At 43.6% G+C, this 22,217-nt stretch carries 25 protein-coding genes; all 25 read right to left on the reverse strand.

Features of this window, described 5'->3' with window-relative positions; translation table 11 throughout:
• Positions 1 to 2 precede the first annotated feature (2 nt).
• Positions 3 to 662, reverse strand: a complete 660-nt coding sequence (locus tag PR799_RS08310) for a DUF2612 domain-containing protein (protein ID WP_272521685.1) — start codon at positions 660 to 662, stop codon at positions 3 to 5.
• Positions 659 to 1,846, reverse strand: coding sequence for a baseplate J/gp47 family protein (locus PR799_RS08315; RefSeq protein ID WP_272521686.1), 1,188 nt, complete (start codon positions 1,844 to 1,846; stop codon positions 659 to 661). The genes PR799_RS08310 and PR799_RS08315 overlap by 4 nt, the downstream gene beginning before the upstream one ends.
• Positions 1,839 to 2,183: a hypothetical protein gene (locus PR799_RS08320; protein ID WP_272521687.1), complete on the reverse strand. Its 345-nt coding sequence runs from the start codon at positions 2,181 to 2,183 to the stop codon at positions 1,839 to 1,841. Before PR799_RS08320 ends, PR799_RS08315 begins: the two co-directional genes overlap by 8 nt.
• Entirely contained in the window at positions 2,180 to 2,872 is a 693-nt protein-coding gene (locus tag PR799_RS08325) for a Gp138 family membrane-puncturing spike protein (RefSeq protein ID WP_272521688.1), read from the reverse strand. Before PR799_RS08325 ends, PR799_RS08320 begins: the two co-directional genes overlap by 4 nt.
• A 3-nt stretch (positions 2,873 to 2,875) precedes the next feature.
• A complete protein-coding gene (locus PR799_RS08330; protein WP_272521778.1) occupies positions 2,876 to 3,691 on the reverse strand; it encodes a baseplate hub protein in 816 nt (271 codons plus the stop codon).
• A complete protein-coding gene (locus PR799_RS08335) occupies positions 3,684 to 3,983 on the reverse strand; it encodes a phage baseplate plug family protein (RefSeq protein WP_442959913.1) in 300 nt (99 codons plus the stop codon). The genes PR799_RS08330 and PR799_RS08335 overlap by 8 nt, the downstream gene beginning before the upstream one ends.
• The gene (locus PR799_RS08340) at positions 3,977 to 4,507 is read right to left on the reverse strand and encodes a phage baseplate protein (protein WP_272521689.1); all 531 of its coding nucleotides are present in this window, start codon (positions 4,505 to 4,507) and stop codon (positions 3,977 to 3,979) included. Before PR799_RS08340 ends, PR799_RS08335 begins: the two co-directional genes overlap by 7 nt.
• Positions 4,504 to 6,636, reverse strand: coding sequence for a hypothetical protein (locus tag PR799_RS08345; RefSeq protein ID WP_272521690.1), 2,133 nt, complete (start codon positions 6,634 to 6,636; stop codon positions 4,504 to 4,506). The genes PR799_RS08340 and PR799_RS08345 overlap by 4 nt, the downstream gene beginning before the upstream one ends.
• 63 nt (positions 6,637 to 6,699) lie before the next feature.
• Positions 6,700 to 7,386: a DUF7424 family protein gene (locus PR799_RS08350; RefSeq protein ID WP_272521691.1), complete on the reverse strand. Its 687-nt coding sequence runs from the start codon at positions 7,384 to 7,386 to the stop codon at positions 6,700 to 6,702.
• Between the two features lie 148 nt (positions 7,387 to 7,534).
• The gene (locus PR799_RS08355) at positions 7,535 to 7,993 is read right to left on the reverse strand and encodes a hypothetical protein (RefSeq protein WP_108478003.1); all 459 of its coding nucleotides are present in this window, start codon (positions 7,991 to 7,993) and stop codon (positions 7,535 to 7,537) included.
• A 50-nt stretch (positions 7,994 to 8,043) separates the two neighbouring features.
• On the reverse strand, positions 8,044 to 8,496 hold the full coding sequence (locus PR799_RS08360; protein ID WP_006814742.1) for a phage tail fiber protein: 453 nt from the start codon (positions 8,494 to 8,496) through the stop codon (positions 8,044 to 8,046).
• Between the two features lie 10 nt (positions 8,497 to 8,506).
• Positions 8,507 to 9,994 (reverse strand): DUF3383 domain-containing protein, encoded by a 1,488-nt coding sequence (locus PR799_RS08365; RefSeq protein ID WP_272521692.1) that lies wholly within the window; start codon positions 9,992 to 9,994, stop codon positions 8,507 to 8,509.
• Positions 9,995 to 10,003: 9 nt separating this feature from the next.
• Positions 10,004 to 10,519, reverse strand: a complete 516-nt coding sequence (locus tag PR799_RS08370; RefSeq protein ID WP_272521693.1) for a phage gateway protein — start codon at positions 10,517 to 10,519, stop codon at positions 10,004 to 10,006.
• Positions 10,509 to 10,877 (reverse strand): phage collar protein, encoded by a 369-nt coding sequence (locus PR799_RS08375; RefSeq protein WP_272521694.1) that lies wholly within the window; start codon positions 10,875 to 10,877, stop codon positions 10,509 to 10,511. The genes PR799_RS08370 and PR799_RS08375 overlap by 11 nt, the downstream gene beginning before the upstream one ends.
• A complete protein-coding gene (locus PR799_RS08380; RefSeq protein ID WP_272521695.1) occupies positions 10,877 to 11,335 on the reverse strand; it encodes a hypothetical protein in 459 nt (152 codons plus the stop codon). Before PR799_RS08380 ends, PR799_RS08375 begins: the two co-directional genes overlap by 1 nt.
• Positions 11,335 to 11,766, reverse strand: coding sequence for a DUF4054 domain-containing protein (locus PR799_RS08385; protein ID WP_272521781.1), 432 nt, complete (start codon positions 11,764 to 11,766; stop codon positions 11,335 to 11,337). Before PR799_RS08385 ends, PR799_RS08380 begins: the two co-directional genes overlap by 1 nt.
• Positions 11,767 to 11,768: 2 nt before the next feature.
• Complete coding sequence (locus tag PR799_RS08390) at positions 11,769 to 12,110, reverse strand: hypothetical protein (protein WP_154634582.1); 342 nt, start codon at positions 12,108 to 12,110, stop codon at positions 11,769 to 11,771.
• Positions 12,111 to 12,166: 56 nt separating this feature from the next.
• Entirely contained in the window at positions 12,167 to 13,234 is a 1,068-nt protein-coding gene (locus PR799_RS08395; RefSeq protein ID WP_272521696.1) for a major capsid family protein, read from the reverse strand.
• Positions 13,234 to 13,731 carry a structural cement protein Gp24 gene (locus PR799_RS08400; RefSeq protein WP_272521697.1) on the reverse strand — a complete coding sequence of 166 codons (498 nt, stop codon included), beginning with the start codon at positions 13,729 to 13,731 and terminating at the stop codon, positions 13,234 to 13,236. Before PR799_RS08400 ends, PR799_RS08395 begins: the two co-directional genes overlap by 1 nt.
• Positions 13,731 to 14,987: a DUF2213 domain-containing protein gene (locus PR799_RS08405; RefSeq protein WP_272521698.1), complete on the reverse strand. Its 1,257-nt coding sequence runs from the start codon at positions 14,985 to 14,987 to the stop codon at positions 13,731 to 13,733. Before PR799_RS08405 ends, PR799_RS08400 begins: the two co-directional genes overlap by 1 nt.
• Positions 14,984 to 15,697 carry a phage head morphogenesis protein gene (locus tag PR799_RS08410; protein ID WP_336298633.1) on the reverse strand — a complete coding sequence of 238 codons (714 nt, stop codon included), beginning with the start codon at positions 15,695 to 15,697 and terminating at the stop codon, positions 14,984 to 14,986. Before PR799_RS08410 ends, PR799_RS08405 begins: the two co-directional genes overlap by 4 nt.
• A 37-nt stretch (positions 15,698 to 15,734) precedes the next feature.
• Positions 15,735 to 17,237: a phage portal protein gene (locus PR799_RS08415; protein WP_272521700.1), complete on the reverse strand. Its 1,503-nt coding sequence runs from the start codon at positions 17,235 to 17,237 to the stop codon at positions 15,735 to 15,737.
• A 4-nt stretch (positions 17,238 to 17,241) separates the two neighbouring features.
• Positions 17,242 to 18,639, reverse strand: a complete 1,398-nt coding sequence (gene terL / locus PR799_RS08420; RefSeq protein ID WP_272521701.1) for a phage terminase large subunit — start codon at positions 18,637 to 18,639, stop codon at positions 17,242 to 17,244.
• 466 nt (positions 18,640 to 19,105) lie between these two features.
• On the reverse strand, positions 19,106 to 21,034 hold the full coding sequence (locus PR799_RS08425; protein WP_272521702.1) for an NACHT domain-containing protein: 1,929 nt from the start codon (positions 21,032 to 21,034) through the stop codon (positions 19,106 to 19,108).
• Between the two features lie 107 nt (positions 21,035 to 21,141).
• Complete coding sequence (locus PR799_RS08430) at positions 21,142 to 22,140, reverse strand: terminase small subunit (RefSeq protein WP_272521703.1); 999 nt, start codon at positions 22,138 to 22,140, stop codon at positions 21,142 to 21,144.
• Between the last annotated feature and the right edge of the window lie 77 nt (positions 22,141 to 22,217).

Genomic DNA, 22,217 nt, shown 5'->3' on the forward strand with positions numbered 1-22,217 from the left:
TTTTATGCTCCGAAATTACTGCTCAGGAAGTTTTTGCGGAATTTTCCGTGACCGAAGGATTTCTTCGTCACAATGCGATATTTGACGCCAACACCCGACGGGCGAGGCATAAGATCAAAGTTTTCTAAAAGGAGTCGCAGGCGTTCATCAGGGTTGTAGTTGAAGACGTAGTACATGTAAGTCATGTCGAGTGGGTCTAAAACAAAGACTTTGCTGTCTTCTTGCCAGAAAAATCGACGCAAGAACTCATTAATATTGGTCACGGTGGGGCTTTGGGTCAGATTGAAGTAGCGCATGCGGATAATCAGCCGCTTTTGTTCTACCGTCAGTGATAGTGTGTAATCTGAGTTTCGCCGAAAGTTAGCTTTAAAATTGGCTTTCTTTTTACCAAAACCAAGCCCCACTTTCGTTTTATCGCTGGGAGGAACGTCAATCCCTAACGGTACATCGAGGATACGTGACCAGATATTGAGCCCAAATTCATTTACCGTGTCGATATTAAAAACATCGCGGTACCAGTTACGCCAAAATTCTATGGTGGAACGCTCAAAGTAATCTGACTTGTATTTTGCTAGTGCCTTGAGGTTTTCAGCCTCTTCATATTGCCAAAGAATGGCTTTTAATAAATCCGAATGAAAATCAAATGATTGTACTGATTTCATACGATCACCACTTGTACAGCACTGCCTTTTATACGAGCCACTTCATTCAGCTTTATCGTGAAGTTATTAGAAGACCACGCTTTACCATCTGTTGAAAGCTCTACACGCGTAATAAACAGTCTTGGCTCTACGGTGTTAATACCGGCTGAAATTTCGAAAGGTGAAACATCACGCCCAACCACTAAACCGCCGTCGCCTTCCACATCACCATTCGCCCAAGACTCGACCGCTTTTGGAATAATAGTTTGTGCATCTACCGTGGCTTTTTTTACGGTCACACGACAAAACAACACGATTTCTTTTGCTCTATCAAATTTCACGGGATACGTTTGACCGCTGATTTTCTCCAGCACCTCAACTTCTTCACTGCCGTTAAAGGCTGCGCCGAGTGTTTTAGTTCTCAGTAAAGATTGAGCAATTTGATTCTTATCACCGCCCTCAACACAAACGTAAACGCTATGAGGCACTAAGGTAATCCCGTCGATAATGACTGGCGTATCGCCATAGTTCTCTCTAAATGCCAAAGAACGCACACCTTCCAACTCATAGAGTGCTGATGTAATCGCCTCGCCGACACTTACCGTATTTCTGGCCAGTGTTTGCTTGCGTCTGCGCCTTGCATGTAAATCGGACTCTTCAATTCGCCCTAATGTTGCCGATGTTGGATTACTGACAGTTTCCCAGCCAAGCACTGAACTGGCCACTTTATCAAGCTGACCAACGCCACACTCGATAGCACCCGTCTCAATGGAACGCATATCGCCTGTGGTAGTGCCGTCTTTACCTAAAATTAAGGTTTTGGTTGTTTCAAAAAGATCGCCACCCCGTGTTGTCGCCTGTGAACCTTTAGGGATAATGGTACCAGCGACACCACTAAACTTAACCTGAGTCAGAAATGAGTGTGTCGCATTAAAGCGTTGACCTCCCATCAGCGCCCAGATTGCATCAAGGAAAATTCCACCGGCTAAATCAGGGTTGATTTGATTGGCTAGCTCAGCATTATTGCGTGCAACTGCGTCCCGGCTCTCTACTTCCATGGTGATCAGGGCACCTTGCGGGATTTCAGGGTTAACATCTAAATCCTGACCAAACACGCTTCTATATTCGTTCTCGACCTCATCACGTAATGTGCTGGTATCAGGAACGACAACCCCTTGCGATGTAATAAATTGATAATCAGCCATTAAGTGTTATCTCCCCATGAATCGTTTGGATCACTGCAGTATATTTCAGCGTGTTATCTGCGATTAATGCCGAAAATGACACGACCGATATCACATCGTCCAACTCTCGCATGCGGTCACGGAACGCAGATTCAAACAAGGGGATATCCGCTTGACGTCCGAACGTAGTTTGCCAATACGGTATACCCAAATCCAACTTGTGCAGCATCTCGCCGCGTAACGCTTTGGCATAGTGTTCGCAGCGTTTTTCTGATGCCCGTTCACCACTCACAATCGACAAGTTTCCGTCATTACCGAGATGGATATCGTTATTACTGTTGACGTTAAATGTCCTCATATGGGCTCTCCTGAATTGCTATCACCACGCTGAATACCGCTGTGTTTGTGCGTGAAACCAATATCTTTACCGTTGTGTTTCATTGTTCCACCGTTTGAGTCACTGTTACCGTTAACCGCATGGTTGCCGTTGATGGTCACATTGCCGTTAAACGTGGTTTCAGGCACATTAGCTTCGAGAATGGGCGAATCCAGCACAGCTTTACCCTCGTGCAACGATAGGCACACAGAACCATCCATGGATTGAATCACCAGCGCATCCGCATTCTTCCCATCAATCAGCCAGCCTTTCAGCGTATCGGGATAAAACATGGCATCACTGAAAGTATGCAAACGCGCTGTATTGGGTTCATCTTCTAAGCCGCCTCGCTGAAAAATCAAACTAACATCTCGGTCATTGGCTTTGAGCCAACCAAAATCACCCGGCTTAATCGGCATGCGGATAAAAAAGCCGCCACCACCAAAACGAAAAACAGGGATATTCGGCACCGCTGCTCGCCCCATTTTTTGCCCTTCCGTGGACACCATCATCACTAACGGTTTGATAACCGCGCGGTTGGTTTGGTCGTCATAACTCACCACCGTCGCGGGCAACATGTCATCAATGTTCATCAAGAAATTACGAAATGCAGCCGAGAGTTGTCCTGCCAAGCTGCCTTCGCTAGCAATATCACTGTTGGGTTGATTCATGGTTTATACTCGTTTGCAGGTCGCTTGATAGAAGAATGGATCGTCGTGGGAAGCAATATCAAACTTGAGTTGTTCGATAATGTAATCGCCGTTGAGTGCAGGATTAAACTTACTTTCAAGGCGAAGCATACCGCCGAGCGACGACTCCGCATCAATGAGATAAGTGACATCAACGCCTTTTTCAGTGGCTTTTGGGATGCCTACCATGCCGGATTTTTGGTTTAAAATACGCAGGCGACCACTTAGGGCCTTATCCTGGTCTTTGACATACAACACATCATCATCAATAAACGCTTTGACTTTGCCTGCTTCTTGCAGCTTTTCGACCTGTTTAAGTGCAGAGCCGCAAAAATACCAGTTGGCAATATTCTTATCAGTGGCTTGAAAGTCGAGCTTAACATGGCAGTCTTGGGCGATATTTTTTGCGATATCACTCAGCTTGTTTATTTCCTCCCCAGACGTTGATACCATTTCTCGTGCGGTGGCATTGTTGGTTTTGGCTTTCAATGTCAGCGTGACATCCGGTGGTGAAGCTACTTCAGCACTGACAATATCGCCGACATAAATCCGAAATACTCCCGTACTGGCGCGACCAGCTTCAACGATTAACCGGTGCGGCGTTTTACTTTTTGCATACGGACTGGTTTCCGTTAATAGCATATTGCGCGTATCCGCATTTAAACCGTCAATGTTAACTGTACATTCATTCTGTAATGGGTTGGCATACTTGGTGCCATTGGCTTTGATTCGCAAGCCTTCATACCACTGAAGGCGACCATTCACCTCGATGCCGACTCTAATGCGACGTAAATCAATCATCATCACCCCACCAAACAAGATATTGGGCCTTTCCGAAATTCTCCCACCACGGCAACTCGTCGTTGTCTGTGATAAATGCAAAATTGCCGGTACCAGATAAATAGCGATATGGGATCAGAGGTTGATTGGGCATGACGCGGATACCTTGGATTAGGGTTACGTCATTACGTTTAATGTCGCAGCACATGACATTACGAGCCACTTTTATCGTGAGTTCCCACTCATCATCGGCAAGGCTTACCCGCAATCGTTGGTTGGGGACTGCATTTAATGGAATCTCTTGCATTACCATTCCCCTAGTGTAAATTCGCCATCAGCAACCTTAGCGGCTGCCGATTTTTTCTTCTTCTCTGGTACCGTCGAAGTTTGAACTTTACCGCGATTCACAGTGCTTGATTGCTCTTTTTTGACAACCTTGCGTGGCGGTAAGTCACCGTATTCCGGCTCGACCGTTCGCCACTCAGTGAAACGTAATGACAACTTAATCGCGTCTGACATTTCAGGAATTTCATCATGATAGAAATTCACTAACAACATAGGTTGATAGGTTTTAACGCGCGTTTGAATGCCGACTAATTGATGTTTGTCATACGCTTGCTGCATAAGCTCAAACGCATTTTTCATCTCGCCAGAGAGAATTAAGTCCATACCAATTTCAACCGGTTGAACAACGACATGATCGCTACGCGTCTCGCCTGATTCAACAGCAAACTGCGTCGCTTTATGCTCGTCACGGACATTGATTTGAATCGGGCTTGCGGTTTCAAATAACGTCGTAAAATTATCCACATTGAATATTTTAACTTCGGTGATCATTTGCTTACCCCCGAGCTAGTTTGGTGCCCTAAATCTTGCAACTGTGATTGAAGTGCATCTTTTGTACCGTTAGCCATGCCCTGCGCATCCGTCGCTTGTGTTTCAACCTTTATTTCACCAATTGAAAGATTGGTTTCGTTAGTCGTGCTGGACTGATTACTGATTGCTTGGCTAGTGACAGGATTCATCGGGTTAGTCGACATGCCCGTTATTTGTTGGTTAAGCCCTTTCACAAGCAAGGCGGTATCATCTTCAGATAACTTTGGTGTTTCAGGGATCGAGTGTTCGATTGTTCCATCTGCAGAGACTTTACGCTCAACCGTCTGAGTCACTTCCGCATCTTCAAAGCCAAACAAGCCTTTAACCGTACTCCAGCTGTTTTTAATCGCGTCCAGTCCATCATTGATCCAGCCGAGATATTGCTGTATTTGCGCCCACAGCCATTTAAAAATGCCGACGACAGCATCCGATACGGTGTTAAAGACACCCTTGAAATCATTCCCCCAACTGACAATTGCGTTGATACTTACCACTAACCAGTCAATAAACTGATTTAACGCATTGTTCATTGAGTTATAGGCGTCGACGACAATATCGGCGACAAACTTCACCGCAACCATCAGATAATCAAACAGAATTTTAAACGTTTGCCAGAGTCGTAGGATGACTTCTTTTAACTCAGGGTATTCGTCAAGAATACGACCAATCATCGAATCGTTGCCGTCGATGAAATTCATAATGTCGTCATAGACAAACGCAAATGCGGCAGCAAGTAAGGCAATAACAGCAACAATTGCCAATATGGGCCACGTTGCCGCAAGCGTAGCAGTTGCCGCTGCTATCATTGAAGGGACATAGAAAATCGCGACTGCAGAGCCTATCGCAATGAAGAAACCAACCATTAATTGTTTGTTATCTTTGCAGAAACCAACAAACTTATTAATCCATTCCAATCCTTTGGTTAAAACAGGGATCACCATTTCAAGAAAGCTGTTTTTCAGCAAGCCGGAAGACTGCTTAAAACCCTGCATGGCGTTATTGAACTTGATAGATTGCTCAATACTTTCTTTATTGATGCCCGAGTATTCTTTTTGAATACCCATCATCCGTTCAAGCTCTTTACGCCCCTTCATCATGAGTTCGACCGTTTTATCATCGGTCACACCCAGCGCAGATAACGTCGCCTTGGCTTTATCGAACTTCATGCCCTGCACTTTATCAGCCGTTTTCAGGACTTTTTCCATGGAGTTTTTCGTAAACCCAAACGATTTTGCCATTGCGGATAAATCGGCTTGAGCTGCATCTCGCGTCCCGCCAAGCTCAGCCATTGAGCCTGCAAATGCATCCACATCGGCGGTGGCTACATTGATTTTTTTGCCTAGCTTATCAAGTGATTCAATCTCAGCGGAGCGCGTGACAGACTCGCTAACCATCGCAGTCGCACCCATCAATAAGCCCACTGCACCTAATGCTTTTTTTGCAAAAGAGACGACGGTGTTACCTGTTTTTTGGTATTTAGCGTCGGTGTTGTCTAAGGCTTTTTGAACCTCACTTTGTACTTTGACTTCACTATTTGCCGCCTCAATTCCCTTGGCTCGCATTTCATCAACAATGCGGATCAGCTCTTTGTAATTACCTTGTAAGGCTTGAATTATCGCGTTAGCTAAACGTTTAGTGGCAACACTTTGATTTTCTGTGTTTTCAAGCTCAACCATGCCCGAAGATAGTTGAGCAATATCACCGTGCAGTAATTGATAATGTTCATCCAACGCACCCAATGTCGACTGAGTTTCACTCCAACCAGCATCCGTGACCTCACGCTGCTCATCCAAAGCGATTAAAGCGGTACTCACAGAATCCAATTGTGACTTCACAGCGCCAGTCTGTGCACTTACCTCTTCGGCATTTGTTGAAAAATCAATGGGGTGCTCACCGGATAGCCCTTGGAGCGATTGCCATAGCTCGTTCATCACACTGCCGAACGTGAGTGAGCTCTGCTCTGCCGCTTCTTGAGTTTTCTTCATGCTTTCGATAATGTCATCCGTTGAACGCTGAACTTTGTCGAAGGCTTTATCAGCTTGCCGAGTATCAAATTCAAAGACTTGAACAAACGTGTCTATTAACGACATAAATCACCTTTTTTGGGCATAAAAAAACCGCCCATTAGGCGGCTAAACTGTTATAGATGATAATTACGGTTTCAATTGTGTTAACAGTCCTTCTAAATATTCTGCTTTCACTAAAACTGATGTAATCTTACCATTCTCAATCATTGAGTTAGAAACATCTGATAATCTTAACTTAATTTCTTTACCTTCAATTTTAACTCCACCAAGTGTAATTGGTGAATTTTTAGATTCAATACCAGTCATATATACACCCAGTGCTGCAATATTCGGAATGGGTTGCTTACCTTTTTCTAAAACTAGTGTCATAGCAAGATTTAGTTCACCGGGTGAAGATTTCTTTGCATTTGCTAATTTATTTGCAGTATCGCCCATTAAAACAATACCTGCATAAGTAATTTTATTCGCGAAAACATAAATTTCAGCATCTACTGCTTTTGGATTATCATCAAAATAACCCACACCGACTGGTACTGAAAAACTCGCATACGAATTAAATTTCTGTTTATAACATTCTTTAAATTCAATATTTTTAAAGACGGTAGGCAGTTTTTGTTTTATTTCAATTAAGCTTTTTGATTCTTTTCTTGAATCTTCAAAGTCATTACATGACGGAACCTCAACATTAATACTCCCTTGCACTAATTTGTGCTCAGTGGAAAGAAGATCGTCCGTATTAACTTTTGTCTCTACATCAACTTTACAACCAGAAAGTAATACTATAGCCGCTAAGACCCCAATAGACTTTTTCATATATTCACCAATAAGTTAAATTACCAATCAAGTAAAACACACAATAGTATATTTTAAAATCATACGGTTCATTTCTGTGATGTGGCTAAAGCTTCGTTATAGCGATTAATGATAGCGATTTCCCACAGGTCCATCGCTTCTTCTAAATCTATTGAGGTTTTGAGCTCTGAGAGGGTGGCGAGGTCTTCGCTGAGGATGACTGCAAAGAACCCATCAGCGTTTTTATAATCGACGGGAGTGAACCGCTTACCTTGCTGAGCAGGTAATGGAGGAAGCCTGAGTTCCCGTCGCCCTCGAAAAAACTGGTGTTATATTTCAACATCTCCAGCTCTAAGCGGATCAACGATTCACCGTCCGGGACATGGTTATCAATCAATGTTTGTGTTTTGAGTGGAATTTCATCCCCATCAACGACAACGCAGACATACGCCATCATTTTCAACATAGCTTCTTTACTGACTTCGTAATCACCAATTTTTGGTGCGTTGGACAGTGGGTATTTAGCCAAAATTTCACGCCCGACAGTTGCCGGTAGTCGGCTGATCACAAATAGCTTTTCGTCACCATCAACGTCTTTGATAGCGACTTCTTTGGGTTTAATTAACATGATGTGAACCTATAAAAAAGGCGGGAAGCCCCGCCATAGTTGGAAGTGAATTAACGGACTCGCGTGCTGTCGAAGTCTTGGAAAACAAAGGTGTATTGCTTCGCTTTCAACTTACCTGCAGATGCCGCTGAATTACCGCGACTACCATTAGTCATTTTTCCGTTACGTGCTGTGACTGTAGAACCATCTCCGTACGATGCCACCATCGTGATCATATCACCGGCATGGCGACGCCCTTTTTTTGCTGTGTTAGCTTCGAGCAAAATCGACAGATTTTGGTCTTCTTCACTACCGGCTAAAACGTTAATTGTCACCGTCTGCGGCGTCGGTGTTGACCAGCTCACCAAATTACCGTTAATGTCCATACCGGTTTGTGCAATATCGACAGCCGGTAAATCCAGCGGGTCGGCATCATCGGCAAAGGTGGTAATTAAGATACCGGCTGGAAAAGTTTTAGAGGCTTGAATCGTTAAACTCAAGCCTGTTGCTGAAATGTCGCTCATTATCTGTTCCTTACACTAAATTATGTGAGCCTTCGACCTTACGCACCCAGTCGCCTTTTCCGTAAATTAATACGTACTTCATGACATACTCGGGCAATCCACTCTCGCCAGTGCTTTCAACGATTTGGGCGTTGTACCAATAGCCCTTGTCCTGCACATCATGCCAAGCGAGATCGTCACCGGAAGCATCGGCAATCGCCAGTTTTTGAACTTCAGTAATTGTCTTACCGGCTAAAATTGTGCCGTTGTCCAATGCTTTGGTCACTGCGCCAGCAATCACCATGAGCGCACGGGCTTCCCCGTCTTTATTCGCTGGAACACCACGCGTGGAAAGCAATACACTGAACCACTGTTGTGCGATATAGGCTTTTAACCACTGCTCGTTAGCATGGACGCTCATGTCCAATGGATTCGATGTACCACCACACAAGAACCCGCGCTGATAAAAGCGAATCTGCGAACCGGCAACCGCCGTTTCACCGTAGTAGTTCACACGCGATTTGTCGTAAAGGTTGGCATCCTGGTCAGTAGTAACCTGCGCTGGGAACGTCACGCTAAATTGACGGAACATGTAGTTCGTTGTCGCGTTAGTGCGGTCATAATCGGTTGCCGCCATTATTGCCATTGGCAGCGCTTGGACGTGGTAACCATTTTCAGTTTTAAGATTAAGCCCCACAGAGGCGGTACTGATTAATGCTGCGCTAAAATCTTCAACCTTGCCTTTACTCACGCTTAAATGAAGTTGATACTTCACATTCTCACCGGCGACGTACTGTGCAAGCGGTACCGCCTGCTCTAATGACATTTCATCTAAGAATGTCGCGCTACCAAAGGAATCGGAAACTTGCTCAGCAACGATAAAGGCTTCGAGTGGTGTTTGTGCTGGATTACCTTCGGATGCGGTACCGGATGATAACCCCATCGCATTCGCCAACACGGAGTAAGCCACACTGATAGAGGCGCGTTCTTGAATACCACCACTTAATTCAAAGGCACTATTCAATGAGTTAAACGTCAAATAGCTGCTTGAGAATTGAGGCTCAGGCTCGGCATTCAGTTTCGCTTGGATCAGCGAGGCAATATCGGCATACGATTTCACCTCGGATAAATCCAAGTCTTTGTAATCTTTGGTGATAGCACCGATAGTGACCGACAAGGTGCCATCCGTAATCATTTTTAAATCTGCTAACGACGCTGCCTTGGTGCCGAACAACGTAGGCGCTCGTCCTACTGGCTCATAAGATGCGATTTGCAGCGCTTTAGGCTTGCTAACCGGTGCTGGACTGACATAGCTGAAATACTGACGCGCAAAATGCGCTTCGGGTGAATCCGCGCCTAGCAGTTCATCAACTTGACCACTGGCGAACTCTAAAACTTTACCAGCGGGAATTTTGGGGTTGGTTGAAAATAAGCGGCCGATTAGTTTACGCATCGGAACTGCAGACGCGCCAATAACCGCCGATGCGATATCAACGTATCGAGTTTGTTTAATTGGCATAGTAAAACCTTATATGCGGTGAATGTCAGGATAGAGCGCACTAACAGCCGCTGTATCGGGAAGTAATGTCCGGGTGAATGAAACTGTCAGGTCGAACGAGGGGTTTTGTTCGTAGTTGCCATGATCATTAAGAAAATAAGGTCTACGAATTGTACTTGCGCGTTGAATACCAATACCTTGCTTTCTTAATGCTTCAACAAACGGCAAAGAGTTGGTAATCATTCTGACAATAGCGGTAATGTCTCCCGCTGTATAATGCTCAGAATCAGTGATTAGGGCTTGAAACTGGTATGTTTTCTCAGATAACTGGCTTTCTTGGTGATTCGCCTTTTCACCTTGAACGTTGTATTTTCGCCCCTGCCATCCGTGACCATGCTCATCAATAGGGAAAAACATCAACATGTTTTCTTCACGACCTTGCTTCGTCGATTGAAAACCTGCTTTCACTGGGATATCAATTCCTGCCTCTTTAAGTTGAAAAATAAGCTGCTTACGAAGAGCAATATCAACATTGTTATCCGTCATAAGCGCCTACCTCAATACAGATCACTGATTTCCAGCCGTCCTGCTCATACCAATCCGCATCGCCCATCACATCGTATTTCTTGCCATTGAAAACAAGATAATCCGGTGAGGTACCACGTTGAATGCCCTTGATATCGTGAGAGGTATAGAAGCGCCGATAAACCGTGTTTGAATCAAATCCCATGCTTTGAGCATCTTGGGTATCTACCGCTTGCCAACTCCCGCGGATCTCAACCGGTTCATGATACTGATTTTGGTCGTGCCCTAAATCATCGGGCTCACGGCTTTTGAAGCGAAACCACAAGGCTTTTTGCTGTGGGATATAACGAGAAGCTATACGATGCAAATTACCAAACATTATTTGTCCTCCACAGCAAAAGTGACCGCATTTAACATCTGACCTGTATCGACCAATGGCTTATTCGTCGATTTGCCTTTGCTATGTCGCCGAGCTCGAGCCTTTACTGTTGCATCATCTAACGCAGGCGTTGTTACTGCTTTGATGGCTAACTTCACATCACTAGCCGCTTTTGCACCCACTTGAGTTAGCCCATCAGTGACGGTGATATTTCCCTTTGCAGCTGCTTTAGCGGCACGAAAGATTAACGAACCATACTCTGATTTTTTATCACTCATGGTGGGGCGAAAAAACGAGCGAGGAGGAATACCGCCTTCGGGATAACCTAATTCCTGAATAACAGCAACATACGCAATGGGCGTACCATCAGGGTATTTGGAATGGTCAAAGAAGCCGACTTTAAGCTGTTTCTTGGCTAACTCATCGTAAACCGCTTTTAACTGGGCTAATTTCGTCATTAACGCAACCGACCTCCTCGCGTGAATCGACCACCAACGCCACGAAATGCCGAGCGCTCACCTGCACCACCAAAGTATTGAGGTACGCTACAGCGTTTAATTAGCGCTAAGAACTGCTGCCCGTAGGTCGTCATTTTGAACCAGTGCGACCAATCAGAACCGGCAGGCGGTGCCGTGAATGACACACTGACTTTATCGATGGTCACACTAGTCACAACCCCCGTTGGGGATTCATCATCAGCAATCATCTTTCTAAGCGATAGCATGTGTGCAACAACTAGCATCCACAGTTCGTTAGTACAAACCCCACGACAAGGAGAAAAATAGTTCAACGCAGATTGAGCAATAATAAAAATTTCATCATTTTCAATGCCGCTAAACTGTGGATAGAGCACACGAAATGACTCAATCGGAAATGTGCTCGTATCCATCATTATTTACCCTTTTTATTGGTTTTCGGGACTTCCTGCTTAGCCGCTTCCAGTGATTCTGGTGTTTCAGGCGCTGAGTTGTCACTGGCTTCCATATTTGTCGCCACCTTGTCTGGATCTTCTTTGCGATTTTCCACACTGATAAACCCGTTTTCTTTATGCAACTGAAATACATGGTTATCTTTAAGTTGGGCGTATTGTTCATCACTAATTTCCGTGACACGCCCACGCGGGGTATACATGTGCTTAGTCATGATGTTGGCTTGGCCCGCAATAAACACTTTACCGTCTTTAACGGAGTAATTTTGGTCGTTTGATAGCGTGCAATAAACATAGAGAGACATAGCTTTCTCCAATAAAAAAGCCCTCAAATGAGGGCGTAAAAAAGGAAGTGGTTAGGTTAGATGCCCGTTAAACGAGTGATCGCCCAAGGACGCGTGACAAAGACACCGGCTGTTGCGTTAGTCGCATCCTCTAAATACCCTTTAATTTGAGCTTGTGAGCCCAGCAATTGGTACTTAACCGGTACGACTTGCAAGATAGTCGCGCTGGTTGTGGTTGAACCATCATCCACGGTATCAGCAAACATATACGCCACATCAGCCCCACCATTCGCGCCGACAAATTCAGGCGAGAATACAAAGCGCATGTTTGGATAGTTCTCTTTCACCCACTGATACACGGTCTCACCACGCGCTACAGGGTTAGCGACATTTAGTGCTGAACGGTAGCCCAACGGTAGCGTTAACGTGATATTGATGTCATCTTTGATAATACCGCCAGAGTTGATCTCAATGCGTGAGAACATGTCAGTGATATCTTTGGTGATATCCGCAAACGTACCGCCTTTCCACTTTTTCGATGCAGTTTCATAAGCCGGCAAATTAGGCTCATTTAACAGACCGAAAACACGGGTTTCAGGGGCGTTAAAACCGTAGTAACCAATACGTTCACGACCTTGCTCTAAGGACTCAGCCGCCGCATTACGTTTCTCTGCCGCTGATTCAAACCCTGCTGCAGATTGACGCGCTTCTTCGAGCTTACCGACTTGGAAGCCTTGTTCGAAACGCACGATACCTCGGCGTTCTTGATCTTGAATGTAAGACGCTAATGGCACATTGGTATGATCACCATAAAGCTCAGCTTTACCGGTTGGTGTTGCCACGTTTAAGATGATTTCTTCATCGTGCCACTCACCCGCATTCAATACACCGGTGATTTCATCCAGTACGCTAACACGAGTTGCAGTACGAATAAGACCAGGGAGAACGTGCTGTAACATCTCGCGCTGAATTAGCCCGCCTTGCACTGCTGCGCCGCTAATTGCGGAGTCCATTGCAGCCAGTCCACCAAAGCCGATTTTGTCTAACTCTTCGTATGTCCACTTCTGAGCGGGATTGATATTAAGCTGCCCTTTTTCTTTAACTTTACGACCGGACATATAAAACTTTTGCTTGCTAACTGGCATTATTCACCTTCCTTTACTGCCATTGGGTATGGGATTTCTGTTAAGCGAATAACACTCAAATGGGCTGATTCGCTGGATTCAACGTGACGACTAACAAAACCAATCACGCGGTCGCCAGCTGCAGGTACGGCTTTAGAAGAAAGAGAGCCATCCGTTTCATCAAAGACAACCGGTGCATTGATCTTACCTACCCCCTCTTCGAGTTCGACGTACACCTCACCCATTGCCAAAAACTCACCTTGCGTACCGTTACGTGCATAACCTACTTCAACACGATACGCTTTCGGGTTAATCATGATCCCAGCAAATGCGCCATCACCGCCAACTTGAACAGACTCAACGGAATCATCTTTGTAGGTGAAAGCGCGACCGAAAATGTTTTCTTTCTCATCTTTTGAACTGAGAATTGCCGCTACTGCGCGAATCGGGCCTGCATGGCTGATTTCACCCACGACACCAGACGTTAAGCCATCCGCCACTGATTTAGGAATTGCCATTATTTCGCTCCCCATTTATCCATAATTGATTGATTGCTAACCGCAGAGTCCATCGTTGCCGTAGCTTTCTGAGAATCCGGTACACGCCCTTGCATCCACGCATCAAGCGCAATGGCTTCATTCCCCTTACCGCATTGGATGCCGAGCTTATCAACACCATACTCCGCCACTTGTTGCTTGGTCATAGCTGCATGGTCAAATACGCCAAGGAACGGAGTCAGCTTATGAGCTAACGAATCACGCTCGCCGATTTGCTTTAGCAGTGCGCCTGTGTCCATGGTGGGCTTTGATGCTTCCAAACGCTTAATCTTGCGTTTTAAGGATGCAATCTCATCCATTGTGCCGATGCCGTTTTTTAAGCGTTTGAGTCGGCGATTTAAGCTATCCGTAGTCGCTTGGTCGAGATGCTCTTTGGCTTCTTCGATAGCTTCAACGGCGGTTTCAATCGCAACTTCGGCAGCTTCTACGGCTTCAGGTGTACCGGTTGTGGCTTCCTCTGCTGCAACTTCAGCGGTTGCCACGGCTTCTTCCGCTTTCTGTTCTTCTTCGGGATCAGCGTCAGTAGATTTCTTTTCTTCTTCCAGATTTTCATCGGTTGAAGGCTTAGTTTGTGCAATCACCTCTGCAATAATGCTTTTCAGCGCAGTGACTTGCCCCTCTGTAAACGCACCTTCATCAGTGGTTTGCTTCTCTTTGTTTTCTTCTTCGTTCATGCGAATAAATTCCTTTGTGTCGATAGTGATAACGAGGTGATCTTGCACAGCGACGTCAGGGCCGGTTCGCCCTTCATCCACTAATGCGAGGTGATTTCCACGTAAGTGACGCTGAATGACGTCATAGTGTTGGCCTTCATAAATGCCAGAGGTGAATTCATATTTACTGCGATAACCCGGTGAAAGGTCGATTTTGCCGCTGTCTATATTGCTAAGTGCAACATCAGAAAAGATTTTGATATTGGCTCTAAGATACGGTGGGTCAAAATACACGTTCTCGCCAATAACACCCTGAATGCCTTTCTTCTCCGCTGGGGTGGCATATTTACCCAGCATTTCATGTTCAATAATGAACGGGGTTAACTTGAAAGAGTTGATGGTCTCTTCGCTGGCTAATTCTTCCGGTGGGCGTAATACGCGATAGATTTTGTCGGGTATCGGCGCCCCGATTTCAGCCCCCAAATAATCAAAAACCCCAACTTTAGAGATGGGGTTATCTTTTACTTCGAGCCAGCCGTTGTTGTCATAGGTTCGTTTTGTCATGTCTCCTCACCAAAATCGATAACTGGCGTCATAAAACATTTACATTCGCGCAATTGCCCGGGCAATCCTCGCTCACCGGTTTTTTCATCAATCACCGGTGGGTTATCTAGATCGAACTCTTCTCCATTTAGATGCAGATGTAACGCTCTTGGCTCTGAGCTTCCTCCCGAGTGGTTCCAGATGGCTTTACGAATACCAACCGATTTCATGCGCTCACAGTTTGCCGTAGTCGTGATTTTTCGCGTTTGGTCAACAGCGATAATCTTCGCTCGTCTTTCCGTGACATTGCCAGTGTGCCTGATTACATCCAATAAGGTTTTCGCACCCTCACCGCCTTGTGAGATAGAGCGCAACGCCGCACTTTCGATACGCTGATGAAATTGAGTAGGAATGGATTTAATCAGAGAGACATTTTCAGCTGTTGCAGCAATTATTTTGTCTTTTAACGCTTCTGGCATCGCAGGTGTTTTAATTGTGATGCCGCCTGAAAGCTGCTTGAGGGAGTCGTCTAAATTACGTTGAGCACCGATGTCCACTTGAGAAACAAACTTATCAGCCATGGTGCTCGATTGCGTAGTAAAGATTTTATCCCACTTGCGTTTTAACCGGTTGAGCCAAATACGCGTTTGACTCGCGATACTGGCGTCCATCGTGGCGCCGTCAAAATCATCACTCAGATCACTAAATACTTTTTCATAGTCTTTAATCATTGAACTAATTAAACGTGACATGTCACGTTGATAACGGCTAGATGGCGCTGCTGAGTACTGTAGGGGCTTGCCCTTCAATACCGCTTGGCGAGAGGTTGCCCACCTCGCCTTTTTCGTTCGGACTCGTATTCTCCTCGACATAATCGTCCTCGTTCACATCAATGCCGTAATAGCTCGACTCTTTATCGGCTGCGAGTTTTTTACGAATATCCAACCCATCAATGGCGCCCGTAGCCGCTAGAGCCGCATCCGTCTGAGCTGATTTCAACTCAATATCGGCACTCTCTGCTGCCGTTGGGCTATCGAGTGGCGCCCACGTGACCAATATTTCAGTCAGCGGTAGATCTTCGCTGCGCATCAACATGTCATAATGGCGCTGTAAAAGTTCGTCTAAGTCGTTTGATTGGACGCTTTCTAGCTCCTCACGGTAGTTCGACTCTTCATACTCACCCGTGGCATTAAAGCCCTTTGGTGTGGTACCCAGCAACTTAGTAGCAGGTACGTTTGCCGCAGCTGCAACTAACTGGTACTGCGTCATAATGGTGGCATCTAAATCCGCTAACGAAGTATCGAACTGCTGTGCAACGTCCTCTTTTCCCATCACCTGCACGCCATAGTTATCGCGCATCTCCATAAAATAAAGCATGTTTTCCTGAATGGTGTTCTTATCTGCACCTTCAGGATCAGCCATACCAATCGTCAATAACCGCTTAGTCATTGCTAGTTGGGGCGCTTCATTTGCCGTTCGTTCCGATGCATAGACTCGCTCATAGATGCGCTCTGGTACCGAAACACCAAAGTAGTTATAAAGCGGCTTAAGTACATTAGGCACAGGGAACGGAACAAATTTAATAAAGTGCGACTTATGGTATTTGCGACCACCAATCACATAATAAGTGGGGTCATAAAAATCCATACTAGCAGGGTCTTGGATATTTGAATCCGTTAAATCAGGCGTTACCCATTGCGGGTCTATTTGCTTGATCCCCTTGTACATCCCTTTAGTCACACCATCGATATTAAAGGGATTTTCGTACCACTCTTTTGGGTTTGAGGTTTCCACCACAAACAGCGCTAATCGACCGCCATACACACGCCCAAAGTGAATAAGCTCTTTCAAATGATGCTGTATGCGGTACTTTTTATCGCGCTTGCGTAGCTTCTTGCTGATAGCGCTGTCATCGTCATTATCGCAATCAATATCATACCCTTGGCGAATGGCATCACGGGCAGGCATATTACAGGCCTTATCCACCAGCCAATGTTTCGCAATGATGGCGCACATATTGTTGCCAATAAACATTTGCGAGGCATACCAAGCCGCTTGCGATTCAGGCACACCATAAACTTGCTCGCCTTTAAATGAGGGAACGGAAGTATCAATACTGTCCATCCCCACACCGTTAATCATTGGCTGTGGTAAAACTAACCCGTTAAATCCATTCTCTTTTGCTAATGCAGGGTACAAATCTGTGGTAAACGCTGACCGCTTCGGCGGTGCAATCTGCTCTGTAATTTTTCGCCTTTTAAACGGCCACATAGAATTACCTCTTGGTTGTAAAGAAACCGCCTTTTTTCTTCTGATATAAATCACGCAACGCTTGTGTCATCGCATCCACCGTGTCGTCATGGCCAGCGAATGGGAACGTGGTAATTTCCTCCACGGTTTCCACTATCCACGGCGCAATGTCTTTGTGTGGTAGCCACACGTTACCCGCCTCCCACTCGGCGGTACATGCGTGAGCGCGCGCGATTTTGCTGCCGTCTGGCTCAACAGGAATTAAGCCTGACACGGTAGATTCCAACGAATCAATTACCGCTGGGCCATTGGCTTTGTCTTCCACCAGCTTACGGCGCCCTTCAGGGAATTTTTCCGCGAGCAGCTTCACGGCATCCTTAGTTTGGGTGAAGCTCATGCGTTTTCGGATTTGATAGAGCAAATAGGCATTGGCATCTTTCTTGCCCCAAACCTGCCCCACTACATAGTCGGTACCGTCGCTGTCTTTAAAGGTCATATCCCAACTATGAATAACCTTGTCGAATTTATCAGGTAGGTCTTTAGGTAAGTAATAGCGTACAAACTCTTCGTGGAAGATTTGACCGTCGCCCGGCTTTGGCGACTGTTGATACATGGCAGACCAGAAGTAATCACCCAGTATTGCCTTGGTTTCCAACAGCTTATCGATAGGGTGAAGTTCCGGTACCAGCGCTTCCCCTTGCTCATTAATGGCAGGGAATGCAAGTACCTTGGTTTCAGGAGCTTTTTCTTTTAATTGGCCAGATAAATCGTCGGTCGCCCACCGCGTGGCCATGATGATTTCACCGCTGTTTTTTGATAAGCGGGTCTTAAAAGTCGAAACGTACCAGTTCCAAATCGATTTTTTAACCGTCGGGCTAAGCGCTTCTTTCGAGTTTTTTATCGGGTCATCGATAATACCGAGGTCAACTTTTTTACCTGTTAATGGCCCACCCACACCAGCACACACATAGCTACCTTTGTGATTGGCAATGCCGAACTCGTCAGAGTTACGTTTAACAGCGATGCCATTCTCAGGCTTATTACCTAACCAGCTCTTAGGAAATAACGCACGATATTCCGCCGACATCATAATTCGCTGAACATCGGTGTTCATATCACCGGCTAAATCAGACGAATATGATAACGCCCCTACACGCATGTTCGGGTATTTACCAAAGAAGTAGGCAGGAAGATAACGTGAAACAATATCGGACTTACCGTGCTGTGGAGGTGCGCCCAATATTAGCTTAGGGCGCTTGCCATCCATCATGTCTAACAAAAACTGATCTAGCGCATCGCACACCGTTTGAGAGAAATGGCTCGTGATGTATTCCGGGTTTATATACTGAATGAACTCATGCAAACTGCGGCGCGCTATCTCCCTTTCGATCTCTTCATCAAACAAACTGAAATCGATATTCATAGCCACACCTAAAATATAATAAATAGCCCGTTCACCTCAAAATGACAGTGAAATGGAATGTGAGTTTTTGATAACAAATTAGCAACAAATAAAAAGCCCTAATTTAAAGAGAAGATTTAGGCTTTTATCTGTTTAGAGTGACATTTTAATTGATTTGAAAAGTCGTAGGGTATGTAAGCGTGTTTATATTAAGTTCGGATAAATATTATTAATTTTACTTAAGTATTGAATACTGCCATTTATCAACCACAGACAAGTACGGTAATGACATGGTTAGCAAATGGTCGTTTGTCACCGGCATAGTAATACTATGCCTTAATTACATAAACGAAGTGGCTAACCACGAATAGTTGCAGCCACTGCTTGTTAATACGACAAAACTGATTACATTATATTAAACTTTGCTGAAACTATTTTTTTAGCTTAATTTTCTATAATCACATAATAGTTGATAACAGCTTTATGATTATAAATCAAAATCATGGTCATTAGATGTCATTAGTGATAATTTACCATATAAACCATTATACGTTTTAGTTAACTTTTCTACTGTTTCATCTAAACCATGAAGAACTTGAGTCATTAAATTAAACTCATTGATTAGATCGATAGTTTTATGTGAGTTATCATCATTTAGGTCTATATCAAGAGCCTCAAGATCAATATTTACTCTATCACCTTCAATGTAGTCAACATTTGCCGCCCCTCTAATGAACTTATTGGCTAGCCTATCATTCAATAAAATATTTTGTACATTTTCTGATATGGAGTCTATCTTCTGGCTTTTATCTCTTATAAAAATATTTATCGAATTCGATATTTCATTTTCATCCTGAGATTTTGTTACAAAAACTCCGGCATCCTCACCAAATGATCTTTTCTTTTTAATTAATTTTCTATGAAAAACAGATGCAACTCTAGCATCCTTCATTACTATTCTCAGTAAGTTTTTCTTTATTTCTTCTTTATGAATACTTCCCCTCCCAAACCCCAAAAATTCAAACAAAGGAATTCCAATGTTTTTTATCGTTGATTCTTCATCTTTATCAAACAAAAATTCAGTTATAGCAATGTATCGATTATCTAAATTAATTAATTTATCCAGTATTTTATTCTGGTAAGCTATTTTTTTCGAGTCCGACTCTAAAATATATTTAGCTGCATGATATTCAAGAATACTCCGATGAATATATGTGAAATTATCATACCCATCATTTTTAATAAGACCCGTGACTCTTATCAAATCATCCAAGTAATTGGACTGGTCTAACTCATCATTTTCAATGCCTTGTTTTTCAAGTGATTTATTAATTTTATCTTTCGCAAATGACTTATCAAATGATAACTTTGAATTTATGAAGCATAGAAAACTAAATGCTGTAAATACATTCAAGGCACTATCGGTAGATAGTTTTAATTTTTTCTCTCTATCATAATAAAGCTTTCTCTTATCATGACCATCATAAAGAATATTAAATATACGGTCATAATAGTCACTTGCCGTTAGAGGTATATAGTCTGACTCTGGATAACATGCACAAAATAAAGAAACTAGTATTGGTGTTATTAGTGAATTTAATAAGGCATGATTATTTTCAAGTATCCCCCTGGCTTTCTCATAGTTTTCATCATCCATCCTCTTCTTTATTATTGCAAGTGCTTTTTCACCAGTTAAGTCTTTTAAAGATAAATTCTTTACCATTGAAGTATTGCATATTGCAGTGTCAGGTCTTGATGTAATTATCATTGGAGTTCTTATATTTAATTTTAAGAATTCAATCTCTTCATAAACTTTTTTTTCAAAAATTGAACTAACTTCATCAAACCCATCAAGAAGTAATAAAAACCTTCCGCTAGATAATACCGATTCAACAACATCTTTATTTGGACTCAAGCCTGAAAAATTAAATATTTTTATAATTTCATCAATAATACTATTACCAGCGTTTATTTTTCTAAGCTCAATAAACAGTGGTATTTTGAATTTTAAAACTATCGATTCATAAAGAATCTTTCTCAATAGCGTACTTTTCCCATGACCAGCAATACCATCTATACATAATACATTGTTTTTACTTAACTCAAGGATATCTAATATTGTTTTTTTTTCTTTCTTGCTATCTATTAGTTCTGATTCAATGAATATTTCATCAATAAATATATTTTCATGCTTCCCGTCTATTGTTTTGAAAAATAAAGTTTCATATATATGAGAGTTCATGAATTTATTAAATTTATCATTATCATTGATCAGTTCCTCTACTAATTTTTTACCTTTCTTTGAAGTATTATTCCATTTATCCCTAACCAAATCTTGTATAAATAGAAGCGTCTTTTCATTAAAAAGAACTTTATCAATAAACAATTTAGCACTATCTTCAATTATACTCATCATTTTAATTTCCATTTGTCGTTAGTTTTCTATTCTAGGATATTTTTTCATCTATTAATTTACTATAAGATGTTCCTATAAGCGCATTATGTTAAATAATGGGTAGCTTTTCAACTTTTTCTTAACTGTATGAGCTGCTCAAAACTTAAGTGGCTTAGATCGATTCCTGTTGATTGAATAGGCCCACCATCTGCACCAGTTACTTCAGTTTTGTTTTTCAGCATACCTAAATGCTGTGCAACCATTTTAAGCGCATCGTCTTGATTACGAGTGATAACCTCGACACCAAACTTACCCTCTTTCACGCCAGCAAATAAACGACGAGCCGCGCCAGTTAAGTCACGGGTATCATGAAAATGCGTACGACCAATACCAGCGCCATTACATCTAGGGCAATCAGAGTTAGGGTCTAACGTGTCATCGTAACCGTAGCCACCAACATCTTTTGGAAGTGGTTTATTTGCCGCCGTGGCTTTTTTCACCGCATCGTCATATTCGACCGCATCACGCCACTGATAATTAAAACCAAAGCCCCAACAATGGCGGCAGCACAATCGACGGTATTCAGTTAGCTCGTTAACGTCTGCAGTCGCAATATCCCACCACATTTTTAATACGGCATCTTGGGTTATTTCGGTTCTGCGTTCACGTTCTGCTAGCGCGTCTCTGATTGCTCGATTGACCTCGACATTTCTATACATCCGACTTGCGCTAGTGTAGGCGTTATGTCCTTCACATTTTCCTCCTGCTCGCTTATATGCAGCAGTCCGGTTTAAGTCGATAAGATACTCATTAACGAATTTAGCCTGTAGGTCACTAAGCTTGTAGTTGCGCAGGTTTAAGACGTTTTCATCATCGTGCGCATTATCTTGTTCACTACTCTGCGCAGTTGGTATTACGCTATTATATATAGGCTCTTTTGCGCATTCTTTTTCGTGCGCAGTGCGCAATTTTTTTTGCGCAGATTGCGCAGCTGGCTTTTTAATATATCGCCTTGCTGTTACGTAATTAAGTCCCTGGTCTTCACACCACTCTTTAGGGGATATTCCTGATTTAGCATAGTCAGACAGGAACTGTTTTTGTAGCTCGCTCCAATCCGGCTTAGCCATAATGTTTCCCTCATAACAAATTAAAAAACTCACCGTAGTGAGCTTTGTGATTTGCAATAAAACCCCGTACTAAGCGA

Source organism: Providencia sp. PROV202 (genome assembly GCF_028479565.1).
Taxonomy (GTDB): domain Bacteria; phylum Pseudomonadota; class Gammaproteobacteria; order Enterobacterales; family Enterobacteriaceae; genus Providencia; species Providencia zhijiangensis.

Bases quoted from the DNA above. Each gene is read 5' to 3' on its own strand.
- PR799_RS08310 (WP_272521685.1), bottom strand. From the start codon at position 662: ATGAAATCAGTACAATCATTTGATTTTCATTCGGATTTATTAAAAGCC.
- PR799_RS08315 (WP_272521686.1), bottom strand. From the start codon at position 1,846: ATGGCTGATTATCAATTTATTACATCGCAAGGGGTTGTCGTTCCTGAT.
- PR799_RS08320 (WP_272521687.1), bottom strand. From the start codon at position 2,183: ATGAGGACATTTAACGTCAACAGTAATAACGATATCCATCTCGGTAAT.
- PR799_RS08325 (WP_272521688.1), bottom strand. From the start codon at position 2,872: ATGAATCAACCCAACAGTGATATTGCTAGCGAAGGCAGCTTGGCAGGA.
- PR799_RS08330 (WP_272521778.1), bottom strand. From the start codon at position 3,691: ATGATTGATTTACGTCGCATTAGAGTCGGCATCGAGGTGAATGGTCGC.
- PR799_RS08335 (WP_442959913.1), bottom strand. From the start codon at position 3,983: ATGGTAATGCAAGAGATTCCATTAAATGCAGTCCCCAACCAACGATTG.
- PR799_RS08340 (WP_272521689.1), bottom strand. From the start codon at position 4,507: ATGATCACCGAAGTTAAAATATTCAATGTGGATAATTTTACGACGTTA.
- PR799_RS08345 (WP_272521690.1), bottom strand. From the start codon at position 6,636: ATGTCGTTAATAGACACGTTTGTTCAAGTCTTTGAATTTGATACTCGG.
- PR799_RS08350 (WP_272521691.1), bottom strand. From the start codon at position 7,386: ATGAAAAAGTCTATTGGGGTCTTAGCGGCTATAGTATTACTTTCTGGT.
- PR799_RS08355 (WP_108478003.1), bottom strand. From the start codon at position 7,993: ATGTTAATTAAACCCAAAGAAGTCGCTATCAAAGACGTTGATGGTGAC.
- PR799_RS08360 (WP_006814742.1), bottom strand. From the start codon at position 8,496: ATGAGCGACATTTCAGCAACAGGCTTGAGTTTAACGATTCAAGCCTCT.
- PR799_RS08365 (WP_272521692.1), bottom strand. From the start codon at position 9,994: ATGCCAATTAAACAAACTCGATACGTTGATATCGCATCGGCGGTTATT.
- PR799_RS08370 (WP_272521693.1), bottom strand. From the start codon at position 10,519: ATGACGGATAACAATGTTGATATTGCTCTTCGTAAGCAGCTTATTTTT.
- PR799_RS08375 (WP_272521694.1), bottom strand. From the start codon at position 10,877: ATGTTTGGTAATTTGCATCGTATAGCTTCTCGTTATATCCCACAGCAA.
- PR799_RS08380 (WP_272521695.1), bottom strand. From the start codon at position 11,335: ATGACGAAATTAGCCCAGTTAAAAGCGGTTTACGATGAGTTAGCCAAG.
- PR799_RS08385 (WP_272521781.1), bottom strand. From the start codon at position 11,766: ATGGATACGAGCACATTTCCGATTGAGTCATTTCGTGTGCTCTATCCA.
- PR799_RS08390 (WP_154634582.1), bottom strand. From the start codon at position 12,110: ATGTCTCTCTATGTTTATTGCACGCTATCAAACGACCAAAATTACTCC.
- PR799_RS08395 (WP_272521696.1), bottom strand. From the start codon at position 13,234: ATGCCAGTTAGCAAGCAAAAGTTTTATATGTCCGGTCGTAAAGTTAAA.
- PR799_RS08400 (WP_272521697.1), bottom strand. From the start codon at position 13,731: ATGGCAATTCCTAAATCAGTGGCGGATGGCTTAACGTCTGGTGTCGTG.
- PR799_RS08405 (WP_272521698.1), bottom strand. From the start codon at position 14,987: ATGACAAAACGAACCTATGACAACAACGGCTGGCTCGAAGTAAAAGAT.
- PR799_RS08410 (WP_336298633.1), bottom strand. From the start codon at position 15,697: ATGATTAAAGACTATGAAAAAGTATTTAGTGATCTGAGTGATGATTTT.
- PR799_RS08415 (WP_272521700.1), bottom strand. From the start codon at position 17,237: ATGTGGCCGTTTAAAAGGCGAAAAATTACAGAGCAGATTGCACCGCCG.
- terL (WP_272521701.1), bottom strand. From the start codon at position 18,639: ATGAATATCGATTTCAGTTTGTTTGATGAAGAGATCGAAAGGGAGATA.
- PR799_RS08425 (WP_272521702.1), bottom strand. From the start codon at position 21,034: ATGATGAGTATAATTGAAGATAGTGCTAAATTGTTTATTGATAAAGTT.
- PR799_RS08430 (WP_272521703.1), bottom strand. From the start codon at position 22,140: ATGGCTAAGCCGGATTGGAGCGAGCTACAAAAACAGTTCCTGTCTGAC.